At 55.6% G+C, this 21,504-nt stretch carries 22 protein-coding genes; 20 read left to right on the top strand and 2 right to left on the bottom strand.

Going from position 1 to position 21,504, the window contains the following annotated elements; all coding sequences use genetic code 11:
• Positions 1–63 precede the first annotated feature (63 nt).
• The 15 genes from GEV39_RS25875 (at position 64) to GEV39_RS25805 (ending at position 15,491) form a co-directional block, all read left to right on the top strand.
• Positions 64–471, top strand: a complete 408-nt coding sequence (locus GEV39_RS25875) for a F0F1 ATP synthase subunit I (RefSeq protein WP_009684665.1) — start codon at positions 64–66, stop codon at positions 469–471.
• A 16-nt stretch (positions 472–487) separates the two neighbouring features.
• On the top strand, positions 488–1,357 hold the full coding sequence (gene atpB, locus GEV39_RS25870) for a F0F1 ATP synthase subunit A (protein ID WP_003260030.1): 870 nt from the start codon (positions 488–490) through the stop codon (positions 1,355–1,357).
• Between the two features lie 144 nt (positions 1,358–1,501).
• Positions 1,502–1,759: a F0F1 ATP synthase subunit C gene (gene atpE, locus GEV39_RS25865; protein ID WP_003097235.1), complete on the top strand. Its 258-nt coding sequence runs from the start codon at positions 1,502–1,504 to the stop codon at positions 1,757–1,759.
• Positions 1,760–1,817: 58 nt separating this feature from the next.
• A complete protein-coding gene (locus GEV39_RS25860; protein ID WP_003253189.1) occupies positions 1,818–2,288 on the top strand; it encodes a F0F1 ATP synthase subunit B in 471 nt (156 codons plus the stop codon).
• Between the two features lie 12 nt (positions 2,289–2,300).
• Positions 2,301–2,837 (top strand): F0F1 ATP synthase subunit delta, encoded by a 537-nt coding sequence (locus GEV39_RS25855; protein WP_003253191.1) that lies wholly within the window; start codon positions 2,301–2,303, stop codon positions 2,835–2,837.
• 21 nt (positions 2,838–2,858) lie between these two features.
• Positions 2,859–4,403, top strand: coding sequence for a F0F1 ATP synthase subunit alpha (atpA, locus tag GEV39_RS25850; RefSeq protein WP_009684664.1), 1,545 nt, complete (start codon positions 2,859–2,861; stop codon positions 4,401–4,403).
• A 48-nt stretch (positions 4,404–4,451) separates the two neighbouring features.
• Positions 4,452–5,312, top strand: a complete 861-nt coding sequence (gene atpG / locus GEV39_RS25845; RefSeq protein WP_009684663.1) for a F0F1 ATP synthase subunit gamma — start codon at positions 4,452–4,454, stop codon at positions 5,310–5,312.
• A 27-nt stretch (positions 5,313–5,339) separates the two neighbouring features.
• Positions 5,340–6,716, top strand: coding sequence for a F0F1 ATP synthase subunit beta (gene atpD, locus GEV39_RS25840; RefSeq protein ID WP_009684662.1), 1,377 nt, complete (start codon positions 5,340–5,342; stop codon positions 6,714–6,716).
• A 44-nt stretch (positions 6,717–6,760) separates the two neighbouring features.
• Positions 6,761–7,180 carry a F0F1 ATP synthase subunit epsilon gene (locus tag GEV39_RS25835; protein ID WP_029886844.1) on the top strand — a complete coding sequence of 140 codons (420 nt, stop codon included), beginning with the start codon at positions 6,761–6,763 and terminating at the stop codon, positions 7,178–7,180.
• A gap of 121 nt (positions 7,181–7,301) precedes the next feature.
• Complete coding sequence (gene glmU, locus GEV39_RS25830) at positions 7,302–8,669, top strand: bifunctional UDP-N-acetylglucosamine diphosphorylase/glucosamine-1-phosphate N-acetyltransferase GlmU (protein ID WP_173891626.1); 1,368 nt, start codon at positions 7,302–7,304, stop codon at positions 8,667–8,669.
• A gap of 287 nt (positions 8,670–8,956) precedes the next feature.
• A complete protein-coding gene (locus GEV39_RS25825; protein WP_173891767.1) occupies positions 8,957–9,736 on the top strand; it encodes a DeoR/GlpR family DNA-binding transcription regulator in 780 nt (259 codons plus the stop codon).
• A 3-nt stretch (positions 9,737–9,739) separates the two neighbouring features.
• Positions 9,740–11,575 (top strand): glutamine--fructose-6-phosphate transaminase (isomerizing), encoded by a 1,836-nt coding sequence (gene glmS / locus GEV39_RS25820; RefSeq protein ID WP_173891625.1) that lies wholly within the window; start codon positions 9,740–9,742, stop codon positions 11,573–11,575.
• Positions 11,576–11,843: 268 nt separating this feature from the next.
• Positions 11,844–12,743: a TnsA endonuclease N-terminal domain-containing protein gene (locus GEV39_RS25815; protein ID WP_049798467.1), complete on the top strand. Its 900-nt coding sequence runs from the start codon at positions 11,844–11,846 to the stop codon at positions 12,741–12,743.
• A complete protein-coding gene (locus GEV39_RS25810; RefSeq protein ID WP_013974899.1) occupies positions 12,736–14,904 on the top strand; it encodes a TnsB C-terminal domain-containing protein in 2,169 nt (722 codons plus the stop codon). The genes GEV39_RS25815 and GEV39_RS25810 overlap by 8 nt, the downstream gene beginning before the upstream one ends.
• Positions 14,901–15,491, top strand: coding sequence for a hypothetical protein (locus tag GEV39_RS25805; RefSeq protein WP_249414311.1), 591 nt, complete (start codon positions 14,901–14,903; stop codon positions 15,489–15,491). Before GEV39_RS25810 ends, GEV39_RS25805 begins: the two co-directional genes overlap by 4 nt.
• Here GEV39_RS25805 and GEV39_RS25800 read toward each other — a convergent pair.
• A protein-coding gene (locus GEV39_RS25800) for an IS3 family transposase (RefSeq protein ID WP_173888027.1) occupies positions 15,422–16,584 on the bottom strand; the annotation gives its coding sequence in 2 pieces (ribosomal slippage) (positions 15,422–16,329 and positions 16,329–16,584; 1,164 coding nt in all). The genes GEV39_RS25805 and GEV39_RS25800 overlap by 70 nt on opposite strands.
• Positions 16,585–16,669: 85 nt before the next feature.
• Between GEV39_RS25800 and GEV39_RS25795 the strand changes: the two genes are divergently transcribed.
• Both GEV39_RS25795 and GEV39_RS25790 read left to right on the top strand, forming a co-directional pair.
• Positions 16,670–17,587: an ATP-binding protein gene (locus GEV39_RS25795; protein ID WP_249414310.1), complete on the top strand. Its 918-nt coding sequence runs from the start codon at positions 16,670–16,672 to the stop codon at positions 17,585–17,587.
• A gap of 24 nt (positions 17,588–17,611) precedes the next feature.
• Entirely contained in the window at positions 17,612–19,090 is a 1,479-nt protein-coding gene (locus GEV39_RS25790; protein WP_013974897.1) for a TnsD family Tn7-like transposition protein, read from the top strand.
• On the opposite strand, the gene GEV39_RS25785 is transcribed toward GEV39_RS25790, so the two are convergent.
• A complete protein-coding gene (locus GEV39_RS25785; protein ID WP_114167560.1) occupies positions 19,062–19,985 on the bottom strand; it encodes a TniQ family protein in 924 nt (307 codons plus the stop codon). The two genes, GEV39_RS25790 and GEV39_RS25785, sit on opposite strands and share 29 nt — an antisense overlap.
• A gap of 173 nt (positions 19,986–20,158) precedes the next feature.
• Between GEV39_RS25785 and GEV39_RS25780 the strand changes: the two genes are divergently transcribed.
• From GEV39_RS25780 to GEV39_RS25770, 3 genes are all read left to right on the top strand, one after another.
• On the top strand, positions 20,159–20,629 hold the full coding sequence (locus GEV39_RS25780; protein ID WP_044047197.1) for an antitoxin Xre/MbcA/ParS toxin-binding domain-containing protein: 471 nt from the start codon (positions 20,159–20,161) through the stop codon (positions 20,627–20,629).
• Between the two features lie 143 nt (positions 20,630–20,772).
• On the top strand, positions 20,773–21,105 hold the full coding sequence (locus GEV39_RS25775; RefSeq protein WP_044047196.1) for a DUF2790 domain-containing protein: 333 nt from the start codon (positions 20,773–20,775) through the stop codon (positions 21,103–21,105).
• A gap of 137 nt (positions 21,106–21,242) precedes the next feature.
• The gene (locus GEV39_RS25770; RefSeq protein WP_044047195.1) at positions 21,243–21,431 is read left to right on the top strand and encodes an AbrB/MazE/SpoVT family DNA-binding domain-containing protein; all 189 of its coding nucleotides are present in this window, start codon (positions 21,243–21,245) and stop codon (positions 21,429–21,431) included.
• Positions 21,432–21,504 lie beyond the last annotated feature (73 nt).

The following is a 21,504-nucleotide window of genomic DNA, read 5'->3' as shown; positions in this document are numbered from 1 at the left end:
TGTCGGCACAAATTATGCCAAGTCATCACTGACTTGTTGGTCGACTTCCGAGGAGCAGTTGTGATGGAAATCCGCACGCCAAACCGCCTGCCTTTCCATCGCTGGGCGGTTTTTCCGGTACTGCTGGCTCAATTTGTCGTATTCCTGCTGGCGACCCTGGTGTTGTGGCAGTGGAAAGGGGCGGTCAGTGGATATTCAGGCCTTTGCGGAGGTTTGATTGCCTGGCTGCCCAACGTGTATTTCGCCTGGAAGGCTTTTCGCTTTAGCGGAGCTCGGGCGGCACAAGCCATCGTCAAGTCGTTCTACGCTGGCGAGGCAGGCAAGATGATTTTGACGGCAGTGCTTTTTGCACTGACCTTCGCAGGAGTGAAGCCACTGGCGCCGCTAGCAGTATTCGGCGTCTTCGTGTTGACCCTTTTGGTCAGCTGGTTCGCGCCCCTGCTGATGAATAAAAGACTTTCGAGACCTTAGGGCGTTTGAGGCAACCATGGCAGCAGAAACCGCTTCGGGCTATATCCAGCACCACTTGCAGAACCTGACCTACGGTCAACTACCAGACGGCAGCTGGGGCTTTGCCCATTCGGCTGCAGAAGCCAAGGCAATGGGCTTCTGGGCGTTCCACCTGGACACCCTGGGTTGGTCCGTCGCGCTGGGTCTGATCTTCCTGTTCATCTTCCGCATGGCGGCCAAGAAGGCCACCTCCGGCCAGCCTGGCGGCCTGCAGAACTTCGTGGAAGTGATGGTCGACTTCGTCAACGGCAGCGTGAAGGACTCCTTCCACGGCCGTAGCCCGGTCATCGCACCGCTGGCGCTGACCATCTTCGTCTGGGTATTCCTGATGAACGCCGTCGACCTGGTACCGGTCGACTGGATTCCTCAGCTGGCGATCCTGATCTCCGGTGATCCGCACATTCCGTTCCGCGCCGTGTCGACCACCGACCCGAACGCGACCCTGGCCATGGCGTTCTGCGTATTCGCGCTGATCATCTTCTACAGCATCAAGGTCAAGGGCCTGGGCGGCTTCATCGGTGAGCTGACCCTGCACCCGTTCGGTAGCAAGAACATCTTCGTGCAGATCCTGCTGATTCCGGTCAACTTCCTGCTCGAATTCGTCACCCTGATCGCCAAGCCGATCTCGCTGGCACTGCGTCTGTTCGGCAACATGTATGCCGGCGAATTGGTGTTCATCCTGATCGCGGTCATGTTCGGTTCCGGCCTGCTGTGGCTGAGCGGCCTGGGTGTCGTGCTGCAATGGGCGTGGGCGGTGTTCCACATCCTGATCATCACCCTGCAAGCTTTCATCTTCATGATGCTCACCATCGTCTACCTGTCGATGGCGCACGAAGATAACCATTAAGACCGCCTGGCGTGTCTGATAGCCTTCCCCGCTCGTTTGGGGGGAGGGCTTAAAAAGTCCGCAAGGGCATGCTGTACCAAACGATTTGTTTTACCGCTTCAACTTAAAAACCTAACCAATACGACGTAAAAGTCGGGAGGAAAGATGGAAACTGTAGTTGGTCTGACCGCTATCGCTGTTGCTCTGCTGATCGGCCTGGGTGCTCTGGGTACCGCCATTGGTTTCGGCCTGCTGGGCGGCAAATTCCTGGAAGGCGCTGCTCGCCAGCCAGAAATGGTTCCAATGCTGCAGGTTAAAATGTTCATCGTTGCCGGTCTGCTCGACGCCGTAACCATGATCGGTGTTGGTATCGCTCTGTTCTTCACCTTCGCGAATCCGTTCGTTGGTCAAATCGCCGGCTAATCACTCGTAACCACGAGTTGATAGCTGTGATGAACCAAAGACCGAGCGAGGTGTTGGCGTGAATATTAATGCAACCCTGATTGGCCAATCCGTTGCCTTCTTGATTTTTGTACTCTTCTGCATGAAGTACGTATGGCCTCCGGTCATCACTGCTCTGCAAGAGCGCCAAAAGAAGATTGCCGACGGCTTGGACGCTGCCAACCGCGCAGCTCGCGACCTGGAGCTGGCCCAAGAAAAAGCGGGTCAGCAACTGCGTGAAGCTAAGGCACAGGCAGCCGAAATCATTGAGCAAAGCAAGAAACGCGCTGCTCAGCTTGTCGAGGAAGCCCGTGAACAGGCCCGCGTCGAAGCTGACCGTGTGAAGGCTCAGGCTCTGGCCGAGATCGAACAGGAACTGAACAGTGCTAAAGACGCCCTGCGTGCCCAAGTGGGTGCCCTGGCCGTTGGCGGTGCTGAAAAGATCCTTGGCGCCACAATCGATCAAAACGCGCATGCGGAGCTGGTTAACAAACTGGCCGCTGAAATTTAAGCGAGGGCGATCATGGCAGAACTGACCACGTTGGCCCGACCTTACGCTAAGGCTGCCTTTGAGCACGCCCAGGCCCATCAGCAACTGGCCAATTGGTCAGCCATGCTCGGCCTGGCTGCTGCGGTGTCGCAAGACGACACCATGCAGCGCCTGCTCAAGGCCCCGCGACTGACGAGCGCAGAAAAGGCCGCCACGTTCATTGACGTGTGCGGTGACAAGTTCAATGCACAGGCACAGAATTTCATTCATGTTGCCGCGGAAAACGACCGTCTCCTGCTTCTGCCGGAGATTGCCGCCCTGTTCGACCTGTACAAGGCCGAGCAAGAGAAATCCGTGGACGTGGAAGTCACCAGTGCCTTCGCGTTGAACCAAGAACAGCAAGACAAACTCGCCAAGGTTCTCAGTGCACGGTTAGGCCAGGAAGTGCGCCTGCACGCGTCGGAGGATGCCAGCCTGATTGGCGGCGTCGTCATCCGCGCAGGTGACCTGGTAATCGATGGCTCTGTTCGCGGCAAAATCGCGAAACTGGCCGAAGCATTGAAATCTTGAGTTTGAAGGGGCAGCAGAGCAATGCAGCAACTCAATCCTTCCGAAATTAGTGAAATCATCAAGGGCCGCATCGACAACCTCGATGTGAGCTCCCAAGCCCGTAACGAAGGTACCGTTGTTTCGGTATCCGACGGTATCGTGCGGATCCACGGTCTGGCCGACGTCATGTACGGCGAAATGATCGAGTTCCCTGGCAGCGTCTACGGTATGGCCCTGAACCTGGAGCAAGACTCCGTAGGTGCAGTGATCCTGGGTGCCTATGACACCCTCGCCGAAGGCATGAGCGCCAAGTGCACCGGCCGCATCCTGGAAGTTCCTGTTGGTAAGGAACTGCTGGGTCGCGTCGTTGACGCACTGGGTAACCCGATCGATGGCAAAGGTCCGCTGGGCAACACCCAGACCGACGCGGTCGAGAAAGTGGCTCCAGGCGTGATCTGGCGTAAGTCGGTAGACCAGCCTGTACAGACTGGCTACAAGTCCGTCGACGCCATGATCCCTGTCGGCCGTGGCCAGCGCGAGCTGATCATTGGCGACCGTCAGATCGGTAAGACCGCCATGGCCATCGACGCCATCATCAACCAGAAAGACTCCGGTATTTTCTGTGTTTATGTTGCTGTCGGCCAGAAGCGCTCCACCGTTGCCAACATCGTTCGCAAGCTGGAAGAAACCGGCGCCCTGGCCAACACCATCGTGGTTGTTGCCAGTGCTTCGGAATCCGCCGCACTGCAGTTCCTGGCGCCATACGCCGGCTGCACCATGGGCGAGTTCTTCCGTGACCGCGGTGAAGACGCACTGATCGTTTACGATGACCTGTCCAAGCAGGCCGTTGCCTACCGTCAGATCTCCCTGCTGCTGCGCCGTCCACCAGGACGTGAAGCGTACCCAGGCGACGTGTTCTATCTCCACTCCCGTCTGCTGGAGCGTGCATCGCGCGTTTCGGAAGAATACGTCGAGAAGTTCACTAACGGTGCAGTCACTGGCAAGACCGGTTCCCTGACCGCCCTGCCGATCATCGAAACCCAGGCTGGCGACGTTTCCGCGTTCGTTCCGACCAACGTGATTTCCATCACCGACGGTCAGATCTTCCTGGAATCGGCCATGTTCAACTCGGGCATCCGCCCTGCAGTGAACGCCGGTGTTTCGGTATCCCGCGTAGGTGGTGCCGCTCAGACCAAGATCATCAAGAAGCTGTCCGGTGGTATTCGTACCGCTCTGGCTCAGTACCGTGAACTGGCTGCATTCGCCCAGTTCGCTTCCGATCTGGACGAAGCGACCCGCAAGCAGCTGGAGCATGGTCAGCGCGTAACCGAGCTGATGAAGCAGAAACAGTACGCGCCGATGTCCATCGCGGACATGGCTCTGTCGCTGTACGCCGCTGAGCGTGGTTTCCTGACTGACGTGGAAGTCTCCAAGGTCGGTAGCTTCGAGCAAGCACTGATCGCCTTCTTCAACCGTGATCACGCCGAACTGATGGCGAAGATCAACGTGAAGGGTGACTTCAACGACGAAATCGACGCAGGCCTGAAAGCCGGTATCGAGAAGTTCAAGGCCACCCAGACCTGGTAAGCCGCAGCGGGGGCTCCGGCCCCCGCTTGCTAACCTGATAGGTGATACATGGCAGGCGCAAAAGAGATTCGCAGTAAGATTGCGAGCATCAAAAGCACGCAAAAAATTACCAGCGCCATGGAGAAAGTGGCGGTCAGCAAGATGCGCAAGGCACAAATGCGCATGGCTGCTAGCCGTCCTTACGCGGAGCGTATCCGCCAGGTGATCGGTCATCTGGCCAACGCCAACCCGGAATACCGCCACCCGTTCATGATCGAGCGCCCTGTAAAGCGCGCCGGTTATATCGTGGTGAGCAGTGACCGTGGCTTGTGCGGTGGCTTGAACACCAACCTGTTCAAGGCCCTGGTCAAGGACATGAGCGAAAACCGCGAACAGGGCGTGGAAATCGACCTGTGCGTGATCGGCAGCAAGGGTGCGACTTTCTTCCGCATCTTTGGCGGCAACGTTGTAGCCGCGATCAGCCACCTGGGCGAAGAGCCGTCGATCAATGATCTGATCGGCTCCGTCAAAGTGATGCTGGACGCCTACATGGACGGCCGTATCGATCGCCTCTCGGTGGTTTCGAACAAGTTCATCAACACCATGACCCAAAAACCGACGGTCGAGCAATTGGTACCGTTGGTGGCAACCCCGGATCAGGAACTCAAGCACCACTGGGACTACCTGTACGAACCCGACGCAAAAGAGCTGCTGGACGGCTTGATGGTGCGTTACGTGGAGTCGCAGGTCTACCAGGCGGTGGTCGAGAACAACGCTGCTGAACAAGCAGCCCGGATGATCGCCATGAAAAACGCCACAGACAACGCCGGTGATTTGATCAAAGAGCTGCAATTGATCTACAACAAGGCGCGTCAGGCTGCGATCACCCAGGAGATCTCGGAAATCGTCGGCGGCGCTGCCGCGGTTTAACGGTTCAAAAAATCAGAGGATCCAGCTATGAGTAGCGGACGTATCGTTCAAATCATCGGCGCCGTCATCGACGTGGAATTCCCACGTGACGTCGTGCCGAGTGTTTACAACGCGCTGAAAGTACAAGGCGCGGAAACCACCCTGGAAGTTCAGCAGCAGCTGGGCGACGGCGTGGTTCGTACCATTGCGATGGGCTCGACCGAAGGCCTGAAGCGCGGTCTGGATGTCGTCGACACCGGCGCTGCCATCTCCGTTCCTGTTGGTAAGGCCACCCTGGGCCGCATCATGGACGTACTGGGCAACCCGATCGACGAAGCCGGCCCGATCGGCGAAGAAGAGCGTCGCGGTATCCACCAGCCAGCGCCTTCGTTCGCTGACCAGGCAGGCGGCAACGACCTGCTGGAAACCGGCATCAAGGTTATCGACCTGGTTTGCCCGTTTGCCAAGGGTGGTAAGGTTGGTCTGTTCGGTGGTGCCGGCGTCGGCAAGACCGTGAACATGATGGAACTGATCCGTAACATCGCCATGGAACACAGCGGTTACTCCGTGTTCGCTGGTGTGGGTGAGCGTACTCGTGAGGGTAACGACTTCTACCACGAGATGAAGGACTCCAACGTTCTCGACAAGGTAGCGCTGGTCTACGGTCAGATGAACGAGCCACCAGGAAACCGTCTGCGCGTAGCGCTGACCGGCCTGACCATGGCTGAGAAGTTCCGTGACGAAGGTAACGACGTTCTGCTGTTCGTCGACAACATCTATCGTTACACCTTGGCCGGTACCGAAGTATCCGCACTGCTGGGCCGTATGCCTTCTGCAGTAGGTTACCAGCCGACCCTGGCTGAAGAGATGGGCGTTCTGCAAGAGCGCATCACCTCCACCAAGGAAGGTTCGATCACCTCCGTTCAGGCCGTATACGTACCTGCGGACGACTTGACCGACCCGTCGCCAGCGACCACCTTCGCCCACTTGGACGCCACCGTCGTTCTGTCCCGTGACATCGCCTCCCTGGGTATCTACCCAGCGGTCGACCCACTGGACTCGACTTCGCGTCAGCTGGACCCGAACGTGATCGGCAACGAGCACTACGAGACCGCTCGTGGCGTTCAGTATGTTCTGCAGCGCTACAAAGAGCTGAAGGACATCATCGCGATCCTGGGTATGGACGAACTGTCAGAAAGCGACAAGCAACTGGTAGCCCGCGCTCGTAAGATCCAGCGCTTCCTGTCGCAGCCGTTCTTCGTGGCCGAGGTCTTCACCGGCTCGCCAGGCAAGTACGTTTCCCTGAAAGACACCATCGCTGGCTTCAGCGGCATCCTCAAAGGTGACTACGACCACCTGCCAGAACAAGCGTTCTACATGGTCGGCAGCATCGACGAAGCGATCGAGAAAGCCAAGAAACTGTAATCCCGGCGCCCCGCAAGGGGCGCTAATCAGGTTGAGGCAAGCAGATGGCTATGACAGTCCATTGCGACATCGTCAGCGCGGAAGGAGAAATCTTCTCCGGCCTGGTCGAGATGGTAGTAGCGCACGGCAACCTGGGCGATCTGGGTATCGCTCCAGGCCACGCGCCGCTGATCACCAATCTCAAGCCAGGTCCGATCACGCTGACCAAGCAGGGTGGCACTCAAGAGGTGTTCTACATCTCCGGTGGCTTCCTCGAAGTGCAGCCGAACATGGTGAAGGTTCTTGCCGACACCGTGCAACGTGCTGCCGACCTGGACGAAGCTCAGGCTCAGGAAGCCCTCAAGGCTGCCGAGAACGCGCTGAACACTAAAGGCTCGGACTTCGACTACGGCGCTGCAGCCGCACGTCTGGCCGAGGCGGCTGCTCAGCTGCGTACTGTCCAGCAAATGCGCAGAGGCAAGTAATCCGGCCCAGGCCGCTTACTGCCACTGCGATTGAGTTAAAGGGTAGCCTCGGCTACCCTTTTTCTTTTTCCGAATTTCTATTCTGGTCACGCAGCTGACCGCCCAGGATTGGTAGCCAGTAATGTCCCTCGATATCGTTATTCTCGCCGCAGGCCAAGGCACGCGCATGCGTTCGGCGCTCCCCAAGGTGCTGCACCCGGTCGCCGGCAACTCCATGCTCGGCCATGTTATCCACAGCGCGCGCCAGCTGCAGCCGCAAGGTATTCATGTGGTCATTGGCCATGGTGCCGAACTGGTCCGCGAGCGCCTGGCCGCCGATGACCTGAATTTCGTCATGCAGAATAAACAGCTGGGTACCGGCCACGCCGTTGCACAGGCACTGCCAGCGCTGACTGCCGATACTGTGCTGGTACTGTACGGCGACGTGCCGCTGATCGAAGTGGAGACCTTGCAGCGCCTGCTGGCCAAAGCTAATGACCAGCAACTGGGCCTGCTCACGGTCACCCTCGACGACCCGACCGGCTATGGCCGCATTGTTCGCGATCAGCAAGGCAATGTCACCGCCATCGTTGAGCACAAGGATGCCAGCGAAGCGCAGAAAACGATCAACGAAGGCAACACCGGCATTCTGGCGCTGCCAGCGGCGCGCCTGGCTGACTGGATGGGTCGTCTGTCGAACAATAACGCCCAGGGTGAGTATTACCTGACCGACGTCATCGCCATGGCGGTGGCCGATGGTTTGGTGGTGGCTACCGAGCAGCCACACGATCCAATGGAAGTGCAGGGGGCCAACGACCGTCGCCAGCTTTCCGAGCTGGAGCGCCACTACCAGTTGCGTGAAGGGCGTCGCCTGATGGCCCAGGGTGTAACCCTGCGTGACCCGGCGCGCTTTGATGTGCGCGGTGAGGTTACCGTCGGTCGTGACGTGCTGATCGACATCAACGTTGTACTCGAGGGCAAAGTGGTCATCGAGGACGATGTGCAGATCGGTCCCAACTGTGTAATCAAGAACACGACCCTGCGCAAAGGGGCTGTGGTCAAGGCCAACAGTCACCTTGAAGGTGCGGTGATGGGCGAGGGCAGCGATGCCGGCCCGTTTGCCCGGCTGCGCCCTGGCAGCGTGCTGGATGCCAAAGCCCATGTGGGTAACTTTGTAGAACTGAAAAACGCTCACCTGGGAGAGGGTGCCAAGGCTGGCCACCTGACCTACCTAGGGGATGCCGAAATCGGCGCCCGTACCAACATCGGCGCTGGCACCATCACCTGCAACTACGACGGTGCCAACAAGTTCAAGACAGTGATGGGTGAGGACGTATTCATCGGTTCGAACAATTCGCTGGTGGCGCCTGTGGAAATAAAAGCCGGTGCAACGACGGCTGCCGGCTCGACCATCACTCAGGCTGTGGAAGCGGGCGACCTGGCAGTGGCACGAGCGCGACAGCGCAACATCCCAGGCTGGAAGCGGCCGGAGAAGATCAAGAAGAGCTGATTTATCCACAGCTGCTTTCCTCGAAGCCGACCTATGTGAGTAAGTCGGCTTTTTTGTGCGCTATGCAACCCGATGTGTGGGCGCGGCCCTTGTGGGAACGGGCAAGCCCGCGAACACCGGCAAAGCCGGTGCCATACATCGCGGTGCCGGCGTTGCGGGGTAAGTCGGATTGCCACACCGCCGCTCCCCTAGGAAAAATTGCCGCCAGTAAAGTTACGCACAGCTTGACGAATCGCTCATCTTAGGTTTTGATTGCGATCATTATCTTTCGAAACGAAATTTAACCGATCATGTCGAAACGAAACACTCCTCAACGCCGCCACAACATCCTGGCCATGCTCAGCGAGCTGGGCGAAGTGAGTGTGGATGCATTGGCCAAGCGTTTCGAAACCTCGGAAGTGACCATTCGTAAGGACCTTGCCGCGCTGGAGGCGAACGGCCTGCTGCTGCGCCGTTATGGCGGGGCAGTACCGGTACCGCAGGAAATGCTCAGCGAACCCGCGCAACCGGTCTCTGCCTACAAGAAGGCTATCGCCCGTGCAGCGGTGGGTCGTATACGCGAGCATGCTCGGATCATTATCGATAGCGGTAGCACGACCGCCGCTATGATTCCGGAACTGGGCCGCCAGCCCGGCCTGGTGGTGATGACCAATTCGCTGAATGTGGCTCGCGCCATAAGCGAGGTCGAGCACGAACCGGTACTGCTGATGACCGGTGGTACCTGGGACCCGCATTCCGTATCGTTCCAAGGGCAGGTCGCCGAGCAGGTCCTGCGGTCTTACGATTTCGACCAGTTGTTCATCGGTGCCGATGGCATCGACCTCGCGCGGGGCACCACCACCTTCAACGAGTTGCTTGGCCTGAGCCGAGTAATGGCTGAGGTCGCCCGCGAAGTGATCGTAATGGTCGAGTCGGACAAGGTGGGGCGCAAGATCCCCAACCTCGAGCTGCCCTGGGGCAGCGTGCATACCCTTATTACAGATGAACGCCTGCCCCCAGCGGCACGCGAACACATTCAAGCCCGCGGCATCAACCTGATCTGTGCCGCGATCAGCCAGGAGCAATAATTCATGTGTGGAATCGTTGGTGCCGTCGCCGAACGTAATATCACCGCCATCCTGATCGAAGGCCTCAAGCGGCTTGAGTACCGTGGCTACGACAGCGCCGGCCTGGCCGTGCTCACCCAGGAAGGCCAGCTGCAGCGTCGCCGCCGTATCGGCAAGGTCAGCGAGCTGGAAGCGGCCGTTGCTGCCGAGCCGCTGAGTGGCCGGCTGGGTATCGCCCACACCCGCTGGGCGACGCATGGTGCACCGACCGAGGGCAATGCCCACCCGCACTTCTCTGCTAATGAAGTAGCGGTAGTGCACAACGGCATCATCGAGAACCACGAAGAGCTGCGCGAAGAACTGAAGGGCCTGGGCTATGTCTTCGCCTCGCAGACCGATACCGAAGTCATCGTGCACCTGATTCACCATACCCTAAAAAGCGTGCCAAACCTGGCAGATGCGCTGAAGGCGGCCGTGAAACGCCTGCACGGTGCCTACGGCCTGGCGCTGGTCAGCATCCACCAGCCTGATCGCCTGCTCGCCGCACGCAGCGGCAGCCCACTGGTGATCGGCCTGGGCCTGGGCGAGAACTTCCTGGCATCCGACCAACTGGCCCTGCGCCAGGTGACCGACCGCTTCATGTACCTGGAAGAGGGCGATATCGCCGAGATCCGTCGCGATCAGGTCACCATCTGGGACCAGGCCGGGCACGAAGTCCAGCGCGATACCGTGCAGTACCATGAAGGCGCCGAGGCCGCCGACAAGGGTAACTACCGCCACTTCATGCTCAAGGAAATCCACGAGCAGCCAACTGTGGTTCAGCGCACGCTGGAAGGGCGCTTGGGTAAAGATCACGTTCTGGTCCAGGCGTTCGGCCCCCAGGCTGCAGAATTGTTTGCCAAAGTGCGCAATGTGCAGATCGTTGCCTGCGGTACCAGCTACCACGCAGGCATGGTCGCCCGTTACTGGCTCGAAGGCCTGGCCGGCATCCCCTGCCAGGTGGAAGTGGCCAGTGAATTCCGCTACCGCAAGGTGGTGGTGCAGCCAGACACCCTGTTTGTGTCCATTTCGCAATCTGGCGAAACCGCTGACACCCTCGCTGCCCTGCGCAACGCCAAGGAGCTGGGCTTCCTCGGCAGCCTGGCGATCTGCAACGTGGGTATCAGCTCGCTGGTCCGTGAGTCGGACCTGACCCTGCTGACCCTCGCTGGCCCGGAAATCGGCGTGGCCTCGACCAAGGCCTTCACCACCCAGCTGGTGTCGCTGATGCTGCTGACGCTGGCGCTCGGCCAAGTCCGCGGCACCTTGCCGGCCGGTGTCGAAGCGGACCTGGTCGAAGAGCTGCGCCGCCTGCCCACGCGCCTTGGCGAAGCCTTGGCCATGGACGCCACCGTCGAGAAAATCGCCGAGCTGTTCGCCGACAAGCACCACACCCTGTTCCTCGGCCGCGGCGCCCAGTACCCGGTGGCGATGGAGGGCGCACTCAAACTCAAGGAAATCTCCTACATTCACGCAGAAGCCTACCCGGCTGGCGAACTGAAGCATGGCCCGTTGGCATTGGTGGACAACGATATGCCGGTGGTGACCGTTGCGCCGAACAACGAACTGCTGGAGAAATTGAAGTCCAACCTGCAGGAAGTACGGGCCCGAGGTGGTGAATTGGTGGTGTTCGCTGACGAACATGCGGGCATGACCAATGGCGAGGGCACCCACGTGATCCAGGTGCCGCACATCGCCGATGCCCTGGCGCCGATCCTGTACACCATTCCGCTGCAGTTGCTGTCTTACTACGTGGCTGTGCTGAAAGGCACCGATGTGGATCAGCCGCGTAACCTGGCCAAGTCGGTTACGGTTGAGTAACGGATGGGCGCGGGGCTTGGGCTGTGTTTTTGAATAATAAAGGTTGTCACAAAACAATAAAGGTTGTCACAACGTAATAAAGGTTGTCACAAGGCAGGCTCTGACCGCACATCGGGCCGGAGCCAGGCCTTGGAGATTCGGGTGACAATCCTCTACCCAACGCTGTGACTGTTGTCCTGGCTTAGCCCGCTCTCTGGGGTGTCCCCTGTGCACGACACCTGTCCTCGTCCCGGTCGAGCGGGTCGCCCAATTTTGAGCGACTCGAACAATGGCATCCATGCCCATAGCTCCGGTCAAGGCTGCACATCGCAAGCTGATGACCCAGGCAAAAATAGATAAGAAAATTCAATCGGGTCGTGGGTGTGGAGTCAGAGATTCCTATAAGCCATGGATCAAAGTGTGGGAGATCAAATCAAAGGGTGTCTCTCATATGATCGCGGGAGTTAAAATTCACCGCACACACCACCTGCTGTCCAATGCAGAGCGAGATTACTTAACTGTACTTGAGCACGATGCCTCGATCATCGATATCCGAGAGCAGTATCCTCTGCTGACACAGGCTGAGACCCAAGCAATTGCCTCAAGTATTAACTGTCGCCACCCTGTATATCCTGGCACGCAAATACCTGTCGTTATGACGACGGACTTTCTCGTTACCTTCTTAGATTCCTCTGGCGAAACAAGGCTAGCTGCTCGATCAGTGAAATACCGAAAAGAGTTTGAGCAAGCTGATCTTCAGGCGCGTAATCGAATAGCAGAAAAGCTAGCCATCGAAGAAAAATACTGGGCAATGAGGGGGGTGGACTGGAAGCTGGTCCTGCATGAAAACCTCTCAAAGATAAAATTAGCGAACCTCAAGATTCTCAGGACATACGCCAGTATTCATCCCTCGTTACCGACGGAGAAGAACATCGGCAATTTGCTTGGATACATTGAGGAGGCAAAGACGGATCAAATACCGTTAAAAATTCTTTTGGATAAAGCGTCTCGTGACCTTTACATTGAATATATGGGGGTAAAGCGCCTCTTCCATCACCTGCTATGGAACGGTCGTTTAGAGTCAGATCTTACCTCGAAAATAATAAGCATGTCGCAGCCGTTGCACGTATGGCCGAATCAAAGGTCAGCGGCTTTGTCTCTGCCAAACGAGGTTTCCCATCATGCTTGATCTTAAAATCAACAGCATTGTCACTCCTGGCGAAGAACCTAGCCTACTAAAAAAAGCGGTTCGGATTTTAGGCATAGATGATGCTTCTGTAATTGTGATTGAGCTGAGTACGAATCCCAGCAAGCCGTGGCAGATCGAGCGGTCCGTTTTGATTGACGATATTGACGCAGGGCGCGCAATCTTAAGTCGAGAAATGGTGCCCTTACATCTGCTCAGAAGTGATGATGAAATTAGTGAAAATGAAAAATCGAGCCGAAATCGTAACTGGAGCCTTATAAGAGGGTTAGTAGAAGATCGCTCCGCCTTGGAAATTCTTGGACCGGGTTTTGGAAAGCTGGTTGCTAGGCATGCCCTAGAGGCAGGAGTAGAGCGTAAACAGATATACCGGCTTCTATACCGCTACTGGAGCATGGGGCAGACACCTAACGCGTTTCTATGGAACACTAGTGCTTGCGGTGGTCGGGGAAAGAAAAAGGATCGATCCTCAGGCATTATCCCCGGTAGGCCGCGTAAGTATCGTGGTGTCGTTGTCAATGATGGTGGTGCTATCACGCTCGAACCGCGCCATCTCTCTCATATCCGTTTGGCTTACGGGCGGGTTGCTAGCGGCAAATGCGGCACCCTGAAAGATGCACATAAGTGGATGTTAAACAAATTTTATAGAGAGACTCTGCCAGACGGCTCGAAAGGGAATATTGTACGCGGCAGTTACCCGACTACTACCCAGCTCAGATATCACGGTAAGCTTTTTTTCGATGATCTTTATAAACTTAAGGTGCGTGGCGGTTCTGTTCGATACAACAAAGATCATCGTGCTATCGTTGGCGCAGCTTCCCAAGGCCTGATGGGTGCGACCCATCGATATGAGATAGATTCCACCATCGCTGATGTATATTTAGTGCATCGCGTTAACAGGCTATGGCTCATAGGACGCCCCATACTTTATGTGGTCGTCGATACCTTTACTAGAATGATTGTAGGGATTCACGTGGGCCTTGAGGGTCCCAGTTGGAATGGGGCTCGACACGCGATATACAATGCTTGCACCCCAAAGGTCGATTTTTGCAAGCGATACAATGTTGAAATAGATGAGGCTGACTGGCCGTGCTCGCACTTGCCAGTCGAAATTGTTGCTGACCGGGCCGAACTTCTAAGTGAGGCTGGGGCAACGCTGTCGCAAAGCTTGGGACTAGCGGTGCAAATTTTGCCCCCCTTTAGGCCTGATTGGAAAGGGATCATCGAAAGCCGCTTCCGTCTGATCAATGAACACCTGGACTTGAAATTTGTTCCAGGCGGAGTAGATGCTCGTAAAATGGAGCGTGGTGATAGGGACTACCAACTCGATGCGATTTTGGATATCGACGAGTTCACAGAAATGGTTATTGTAGGGGTCTTGGCGCACAATAAGAGCCTACGCATACCACACCTATTAAGTCGCGAGATGATTGCCGACGGTATAGAAGCGACGCCTATAGCAGTTTGGAATTGGTCTAAAGCTAATAGTCCTATCAATTCTAAAGTGGTTTCTCCGGCTGAGTTGAAAATTGCTTTACTGCCCTCTCAAGAGTGTCGTATCAGTCGAGGCGGTATTGTTTTCCAAGGCGTCCAATATACATGTCAAACAGCCTTGCGTGAGGAGTGGTTGGAGCGCTCACACAATCTGCGGACGAAGTATGTTCGAGTATTCTACGATCCTAACTCTATTGAAAATTGTTGGATCAAGTCCGAAGCAGGTTTTGAGGCTTTAACTATTGTACCGCAGCAACGGCAGAAATATGGTGGACTCCGTATGGAGGAGGTTCTTGATATGGTCCATGTCTTGAACCAAGTATCGCCGGATGCCCGTTATGACAGTGACAATACTGCGGCGCTGGTAAGGGGGCGGCAAGAGGAAATCCTTGACCGGGCCAAAGCCAAACGTGCCGCACAGGGTGACCCGAAATCGAATGCAGATTTCAAGCGGGACAAACGTGCCAAGCGTGCGACCGAAGCTCAGACCGAGCGCGATTCCCATACCGCTGATCTGAATCAGCTACGCGTTGTGGATCACACGCCCCTTGCGGGAGAAAATTCTAGGCCAGTCACCGGCAGGCCCAGTTCCACAAGAAGCGCGGCGTTTCTGAAACTGGTAGTCAGCGAGGGTAGCGAGACAGAGACATGAACGATTTGACCTTCTCCCCCGCAGAATATATTCCTACAGGCATGCCTCAATATGATGGCAACCCGCTGATTGAATGCTTGCCTAGAATTCTCTCGGATGTTGATGTGGTGAGGCGTGTTGGGAACCTTCCGCCGAAGCCCGACGAGGCCGAACGAGCGTTGCCACCGAAGCTTCGCGGCCATGGGATCAACCGGCTCAAAGATGTTGTGGTTCCATTCGAAATCCACTTGCGCCTCGAAGACCTATTCAGCCAGCTGATCCGCTACGGCTATTCGGGCCGCAATCCGCTGTTGGCCTCATCTGTTAGGCATCGATTGCCTTCCTCAGCAGATGCCAAGCGCCATGGATTCATGTCCACCGCTGAGACGATGACCCTGATTGGCTTGAGTGGTATGGGCAAGACCACAGCGCTTAATTCCATAGCAAGGCTTTATCCGCAGGTGATCAGTCACAGCAGATATAAAGACGCGATTCTCATCGAAACCCAGGTTGTGTGGCTAAAGATTGAGTGTAGTGGTCAACTCATCCCGGACACGGTTTTGAGTTTTTCTTCTGCTTTCGCTGGAGCTAGTCCATCGTTGAACTGATGAGGCCGGATCCAGTTGTAGTGGCCCATTAGGTATTGGCCAATGTCTCGTTGAGCTTGCTGCCCGGTCAGGTAGCCCGTGGTCGGTATCCACTCTGATTTCAAGCTGCGGAAGACTCGCTCCATCGGTGCATTATCCCAACAGTTGCCTCGGCGGCTCATGCTCTGGCGTATGCGGTAGCGCCACAGTCTCTGGCGGAACTGACGGCTGCCATATTGCGATCCCTGGTCGGAGTGGAACAGTAGTCCTTGAGGCTTTCCACGCTGTTCGTAAGCTACGTCCAGCGCTTTGACGACTAAGTCTGCATCCGGCTTCTCTGATAAGGCCCAGCCCACCACTCTGCGTGCGTAGAGATCCAGTACAACTGCGAGATAGTGCCATTTGCCTTGAGCCCAGACGTAAGTTATGTCTCCACACCAGACCTGATTTGGCGCTTCGACATCAAACGCTCGGTTCAAGGTATTCGGAATATCTGGCCGCTGCACTGTGGCCTTTTTGTACGCATGTGATCCTGGCTGCTTGCTGATCAACGCCAGCTCACGCATCAGGCTGCGTACCTTGAACCGCCCGATTTGCTCACCTTCTTCTTGCATCATTGCCTTGATGGTACGGCTGCCGGGCGCACCTCGACCTCGCGTGAACAACTCATTCACTCGACTGCGCAACCGCAGTCGTTCAACGTCCGGAGTTCGCCTTCTGTGACGATGTGCGTAGTAACTTGAGCGAGTGACTTCAAACACTTCGCACAAACAATCAACGGGCTCATGATCGCTGAGCTGGCGGATCAGCGCGTACGCTCGAGATCTTCCGACATCAAGAGCGCGGTAGCCTTTTTTAGTATCGATTTCTCGCGTTCAAGGCGCGTGATCCGGGCTTCCAACTCTTGGATTTTTTGCTGCTCTGGCGTCAACGCTTTGCTGGCCGGCGTAACGCCGCCGCGCTCCTGCTGAAGCTGATTAACCCATCGGCGCAGTGCCGACTCGACCAAGCCGAGCGAACGGGCCGCTTCGGCATGGCTGTAGCCTTGATCGAGCACCAGGCAGGCAGCTTCGCGCTTGAACTCAGGGGTAAAGGTACGGCGTTGCTTGGTCATCAGACACCTCTCTGTGGCGAGCATTCTCGCCTAAATGGGTGTCCGGGGTTAGTAGACCACTACAGAGTGCCCTCACGATGGCTCGTTGCGCGGTTTTTGCGCAGCATTCTTCTCTGCACTGGACGCTGCGTTAGGTGTCGAAAAATACTCTCGCAGGGGCGGTGCCGCCAACAGCATCAGCGTAATGCTCCAGCACATCAGTCAGCTGTGCAAAACCTTTTTTATCGGTGCTTTGATAATTGATGAAATGCAGCATCTTTGCTCGTCGCGAGGGGGGCAGGATCGGGAAAAGTTACTGAATTTCTTCGTAACTTTATCCAATGATGCGGGCGTTCCGCTTGTCTATGTAGGGACCAACGCAATGCTTCCGCTTTTTTCTGGTGTGTTGCGTAATGCCCGAAGAGCGGCGGGGATGGGACCAATCGCCTTTGACCGTTTCAGCGAAGACGATCCGTTTTGGCATCACTTGGTGTCCCAACTCTGGGCCTATGACTGGACGGAATCTTGCGCTCCCCTGACGAGTGACCTCCTGTCCAAGATCTATGATCTCACCCAGGGCAATACAGATTTCCTAGCGAAACTGCTTATGCTTGCGCAGCGTCATGTTATTTGGGAAGGAATCGACGCCATTACGCCAGCCGTGCTTCAGCAGGTGTATGACAATCAAATGAGGCTTTTGCACAAGCCCATCGAGGCCCTTCGAAGCGGTGATCCTCTTCAGATTGCTGATTTCGAGGACATGATGCCTACAAAAGACCAAATCGCTCAGATGATGAGCTACGACTTGGCTCGCCGGGCGGACCGGGCTCATCTTTCGCTACTTACACAGACCGCAATAGCACCTTCACCTCTAGCAAAGGAAAAATCGGTGCCGAAGGCTCCGAGTCGTACGGTCGTACCGGTTGCTGACGGCGCGTTAACTAACGTGCATTTTTCGAAGGACGAAGACCTTCAGGCTCAGCTCGAACAGCGCGGCTGGGTGGATAGGGATTCTTCCTGGTAATTTGACGCAGGGGAGCTCAGGGCAGTGGCTAACCTTCTGTTCTTCCCCCAGCCGTTTCCGGATGAGTCGCTCTATAGCCTGGCCGTGCGCTATCACAAGCTAGCAGCGAATCAGGGATACCGAGCGACCAGCCAAGAGCTGTTCGGTAGCTACTCGCGTACCTGCGGTTCCATCCTGCCGTGCTGCTTAGAGGCTCTGTCTGAACGTCTCAGAGGCGCCTTCTCTGTAGGAGAGCTGATCGAGCGCTTCACGCTTTTACCGCTTTTTCTGCCTTTTTTGGACGACGAGAAGGGCCGCGATGCTGCCGTTCTAATGGGAGGTAATCGAGGTACAGGCCTCAAGATGGCCTTGGGCATTACAGCATCGCGTTTCCTCCAACACGCCTCGTTTAGGTATTGCGAGAGCTGCGTCAGAGAGGACATTCTGGAGTGCGGCTCAGCTTATTGGCATCGTATTCACCAAGCATCGGGCACTTGCATTTGTCCACGCCACAGCGAAGTACTACAGGCGATTAGATTCCCCGGATGGTCAGATTGGCGTTGTATGTTGCTTCCGGGGGAATCTGCTGGAACGCCGGTTATGGACTGTGGTGACCACAGCGGGGCCGTTGCCATTGCCCACATGCAGCTGTGGGGGCTAGACCATCCCAATGAGATGAAAACGATTCTGGCTGGAAATTTGCTCAGGAACCGTTTGGACGAGATGGGTTTTATCAGGTCTGGACGAATTAGAGAGCAGATGCTGAGAGATTTTTTAACCAGGCGACTTCGGTGCAGTCCTAGCGCCGCCGAATTCGAAGAAATGGTTCGATCCGCTGAGTGGGTCTTTCAGATATTGCGGCGACAAGGTCGAACCGTGCAGCCTTTCAAGTTCTATTTTCTCTGCTGGCTCCTTGATCTAGAGCTGGAGCACCTGAAGACCTACCGTCTAGAGGACGTTAATCGCGCTGGTATTGTGGTCCGGCCTGATGAACCGAATAACCTCATCCCTGACGATGACCTTCACGCCCGGCGAATAGCGTTTGCGAAGAGTACGAATCTCAAATGTCATGACAAGCCGGGCTATCAGTGGTTGTACCGCCACGACAGGGAATGGTTGGCCCGTTATGTTGCTGGGAACCCCTACCACAGAGACCGAAGAATTTTGATCGATTGGCAATCCAGGGACTCGGCCCTTGCGTTGGAGCTCGCTAAAGCGAAGACGATGATTCTTTCTGTAGACGGAAAGCCTCAGCAGGTCACCCGCGCTGCTCTATGTAGGCGTGTCCTAAACGCTCATGCTTTCCTCAAGATGCCGGACCACTTTCCGATGAGCACTAGGTTGATGGCGGGTTTACTTGAGTCTACTCATGACCATCAGCTACGTAAAATCCGGTGGGCAATTCGAGAATACTCGCTGACTGAAAACTGTGCGATGAGTGTTTTATACCGTTATGCAGGAATAAGAATATCTCGCGTATCCGAAGATGAAGTCTTTACGCAGATACGTGACGATATGGATTAGTTTTCATGGCTTCGTGCAAAAGTTTATTGAATATGACTGTTTTCTTCTCCCGCAGCACGTCTTGCTCATCCTTATTATTTAGCAAGTTGAAATAATTTTCAGCGGTGTGGCATCCAAGAAACACATAGATAGGATATTTGTCGCTGGTAGAGATACTGACATGGGTGAGTCTCGAAGTTATGCCCATTTCTTCGTTGATCAGTTTGGAAATATTCAGCTGGGTTTTTTCGAATGCGCTAGTTCGATTTATCATGAGGCTTGCATATGCGACAAAGTCTGCCATTCCATCCTTGATCATAGGGCCGCTATAGTCCAAAAGGTCTGCGACAAATTTGGCATACATATGACGGTTTGATCCGAATTCTCGCTTTTGACGTTTTGACCATGTGTTAAGCTTGCTGCACTTGGCTAGGTGATTAATCTCGTGCTTTTTCATTGGTATTGAGCAGGTCGGACATGTCTCGATTAGAGCGCAGGCATGAGTACTGCACACCTGTACGGAACCCAATACGTGCCTGCGATGAATATAGGGGCTTCCGCAATTATCCAAGTCTTCGCGAACACAATCTGGACAAACCTTTTCCCAAGTTTTCGGTGTGACGATTGCGGTCGCTCGATGACGCCCGAGGGCAGCTATCATAGGATACAAAGTGTGATCGCTTAAGGCTAGGTCCGAAATCTTGTGCTCGTCTAGCAGCTTTGGGTAATAGAATTCTTGATGCGGCCGCCACTCTGTTTGCAACTTCCCCAAAGTCTTATTAATTCCGAACCCAATACGAGGTTTCGCTTTTATATAGAAATCTTCAGTTTTCAACGATTTAATGCCTAGGAGCTCATTGCCGCGCTTAAGCGCAGATGCGATATATTCTCCAGGTAATGGTGTGAAAATTTTCATGCAATGATGTTCTGGAAGACGAGTGGTATGGCATTTTAGTTAGAAGACACCGGTACTGCATACACATTAGTGATCGTTTTGGGCTAAGGTGTGAAGGTTAAAGGGCGTCGGGCGTGCTTGGGAATCAAATTCGATCTAGTCTGACAGCCAACGCACAAGAGGAGGTCGATGCAATGAATCCTACAAGCACGCCCCCACCTGTTGAATCGCAGGCTTTTGCACCAACGTTCCACTTGGTTCATACCGACCTTGATGAGTTGAGCCAGCTGGAGCTCCTGCGTCTTGTCCAAACAGGATTTTTTTTCAGCGACGTGAAATGCATGGTCGAGTCCTCAAGCCTATTCAAGGCTCGTAACCTCGTCAGGCGAATCACAGGAATATCGACCAGAAGCGTTCACCGTCTGAGCCATTCCGTTCAGGCCCATCGCCTGGATGCCCAGCAGAGCGCGGTGGCGTTTCAATATGCGAAAGGACTGGAGCTTGCGTCGAAGGTATTTGGCTCTCAGATGCTCGCGGAGCAGTGGCTTTGTCGGCCGTGCGGCCGTTTGATGGGGTTTGTACCCTTCGAGATGCTCGACACGTCGCTCGGATTCAGCGTGGTAGCGGACTATCTTGAGCGTCTTCGCCTGGGTGTCTATCAGTAGTGTGCCTGAGGGGAATTGGTATGCCGTGTAGACGCAACGCTACCTCCATCTGCAAGCCGGACTTACAACCTTGTAATCCCCGTATCACTCAATTGACAGCGACAAAATCCTAATCTTCAGTCACGTCTATTGGAGTGATTGAAATGAAAGTCATCAAAAGCATCGCGGCCATCCTGGCCATAGTGGCCTCCTCAACCGCGCTCGCCGAAGGAGGATCCGACCGTCTATACGGGAAGATGATTCAGGCCAATGAGCAAGCTATGCGAGCTTATGCGGCCGTCAATGATATGAAGCCACCGGAGGTGATCCATTATCGCTACGGGATGCGGCTCGACGTGGCGAGAGTAATCAGCATGACATCGACCAAGGCGAGCTGTGACGTGATGCCAGCACAGATGAACTACGAGGATTCCAATGGAGACCTGAAAATCCTTGAGTACCGGACCGCTGGTATCGGTTGCCGGGGCCAGAACTGAGCACTGATCGAGCGGGCAGGACTTACGCTGATAAAAAGCCGGGTTGAAGCGTCAATTCCGGCGATTGATCGCCTGGTTACCGGCTTTCATGACTGGTGGAGTACGATGAGAATTGGTAGCTCAGGCAGGACAGCCCAATGACTCAATCAGCGCGCACCACGGTCAAGTGCCTTGATCCCGGCGACGGCTCCGGCGATGTGATTGTGGAACTACCCGACGACATTCTGAGCGAGCTCGGGGTCACGACGGGCGACAGACTCTCCATCGAGCTTATCAACGGCGATATCGTACTCAAGCCAGTCCGCGAGCGCCGTGAATCTGATTAGCTACGCTTTGCAGGCCCTCTGTGTCGTCGTGTTGAGCTGATGAAACTTTCTAGCGGGGATTTATGGGACGGCA

This window comes from Pseudomonas sp. NY5710 (assembly GCF_013305665.1).
GTDB lineage: Bacteria > Pseudomonadota > Gammaproteobacteria > Pseudomonadales > Pseudomonadaceae > Aquipseudomonas > Aquipseudomonas juntendi.
The sequence above is the reverse complement of the archived record's forward strand: the minus strand, read 5'-3'. Positions and strand labels throughout refer to the sequence as shown.

Coding starts and splice junctions, on each gene's coding strand:
- GEV39_RS25810 (WP_013974899.1), top strand. CDS start 12,736: ATGCTTGATCTTAAAATCAACAGCATTGTCACTCCTGGCGAAGAACCT.
- GEV39_RS25770 (WP_044047195.1), top strand. CDS start 21,243: ATGACTCAATCAGCGCGCACCACGGTCAAGTGCCTTGATCCCGGCGAC.
- GEV39_RS25785 (WP_114167560.1), bottom strand. CDS start 19,985: ATGAAAATTTTCACACCATTACCTGGAGAATATATCGCATCTGCGCTT.
- atpA (WP_009684664.1), top strand. CDS start 2,859: ATGCAGCAACTCAATCCTTCCGAAATTAGTGAAATCATCAAGGGCCGC.
- GEV39_RS25875 (WP_009684665.1), top strand. CDS start 64: ATGGAAATCCGCACGCCAAACCGCCTGCCTTTCCATCGCTGGGCGGTT.
- GEV39_RS25775 (WP_044047196.1), top strand. CDS start 20,773: ATGAAAGTCATCAAAAGCATCGCGGCCATCCTGGCCATAGTGGCCTCC.
- atpD (WP_009684662.1), top strand. CDS start 5,340: ATGAGTAGCGGACGTATCGTTCAAATCATCGGCGCCGTCATCGACGTG.
- atpB (WP_003260030.1), top strand. CDS start 488: ATGGCAGCAGAAACCGCTTCGGGCTATATCCAGCACCACTTGCAGAAC.
- GEV39_RS25835 (WP_029886844.1), top strand. CDS start 6,761: ATGGCTATGACAGTCCATTGCGACATCGTCAGCGCGGAAGGAGAAATC.
- GEV39_RS25780 (WP_044047197.1), top strand. CDS start 20,159: ATGAATCCTACAAGCACGCCCCCACCTGTTGAATCGCAGGCTTTTGCA.
- atpE (WP_003097235.1), top strand. CDS start 1,502: ATGGAAACTGTAGTTGGTCTGACCGCTATCGCTGTTGCTCTGCTGATC.
- GEV39_RS25855 (WP_003253191.1), top strand. CDS start 2,301: ATGGCAGAACTGACCACGTTGGCCCGACCTTACGCTAAGGCTGCCTTT.
- glmS (WP_173891625.1), top strand. CDS start 9,740: ATGTGTGGAATCGTTGGTGCCGTCGCCGAACGTAATATCACCGCCATC.
- GEV39_RS25805 (WP_249414311.1), top strand. CDS start 14,901: ATGAACGATTTGACCTTCTCCCCCGCAGAATATATTCCTACAGGCATG.
- atpG (WP_009684663.1), top strand. CDS start 4,452: ATGGCAGGCGCAAAAGAGATTCGCAGTAAGATTGCGAGCATCAAAAGC.
- glmU (WP_173891626.1), top strand. CDS start 7,302: ATGTCCCTCGATATCGTTATTCTCGCCGCAGGCCAAGGCACGCGCATG.
- GEV39_RS25815 (WP_049798467.1), top strand. CDS start 11,844: ATGGCATCCATGCCCATAGCTCCGGTCAAGGCTGCACATCGCAAGCTG.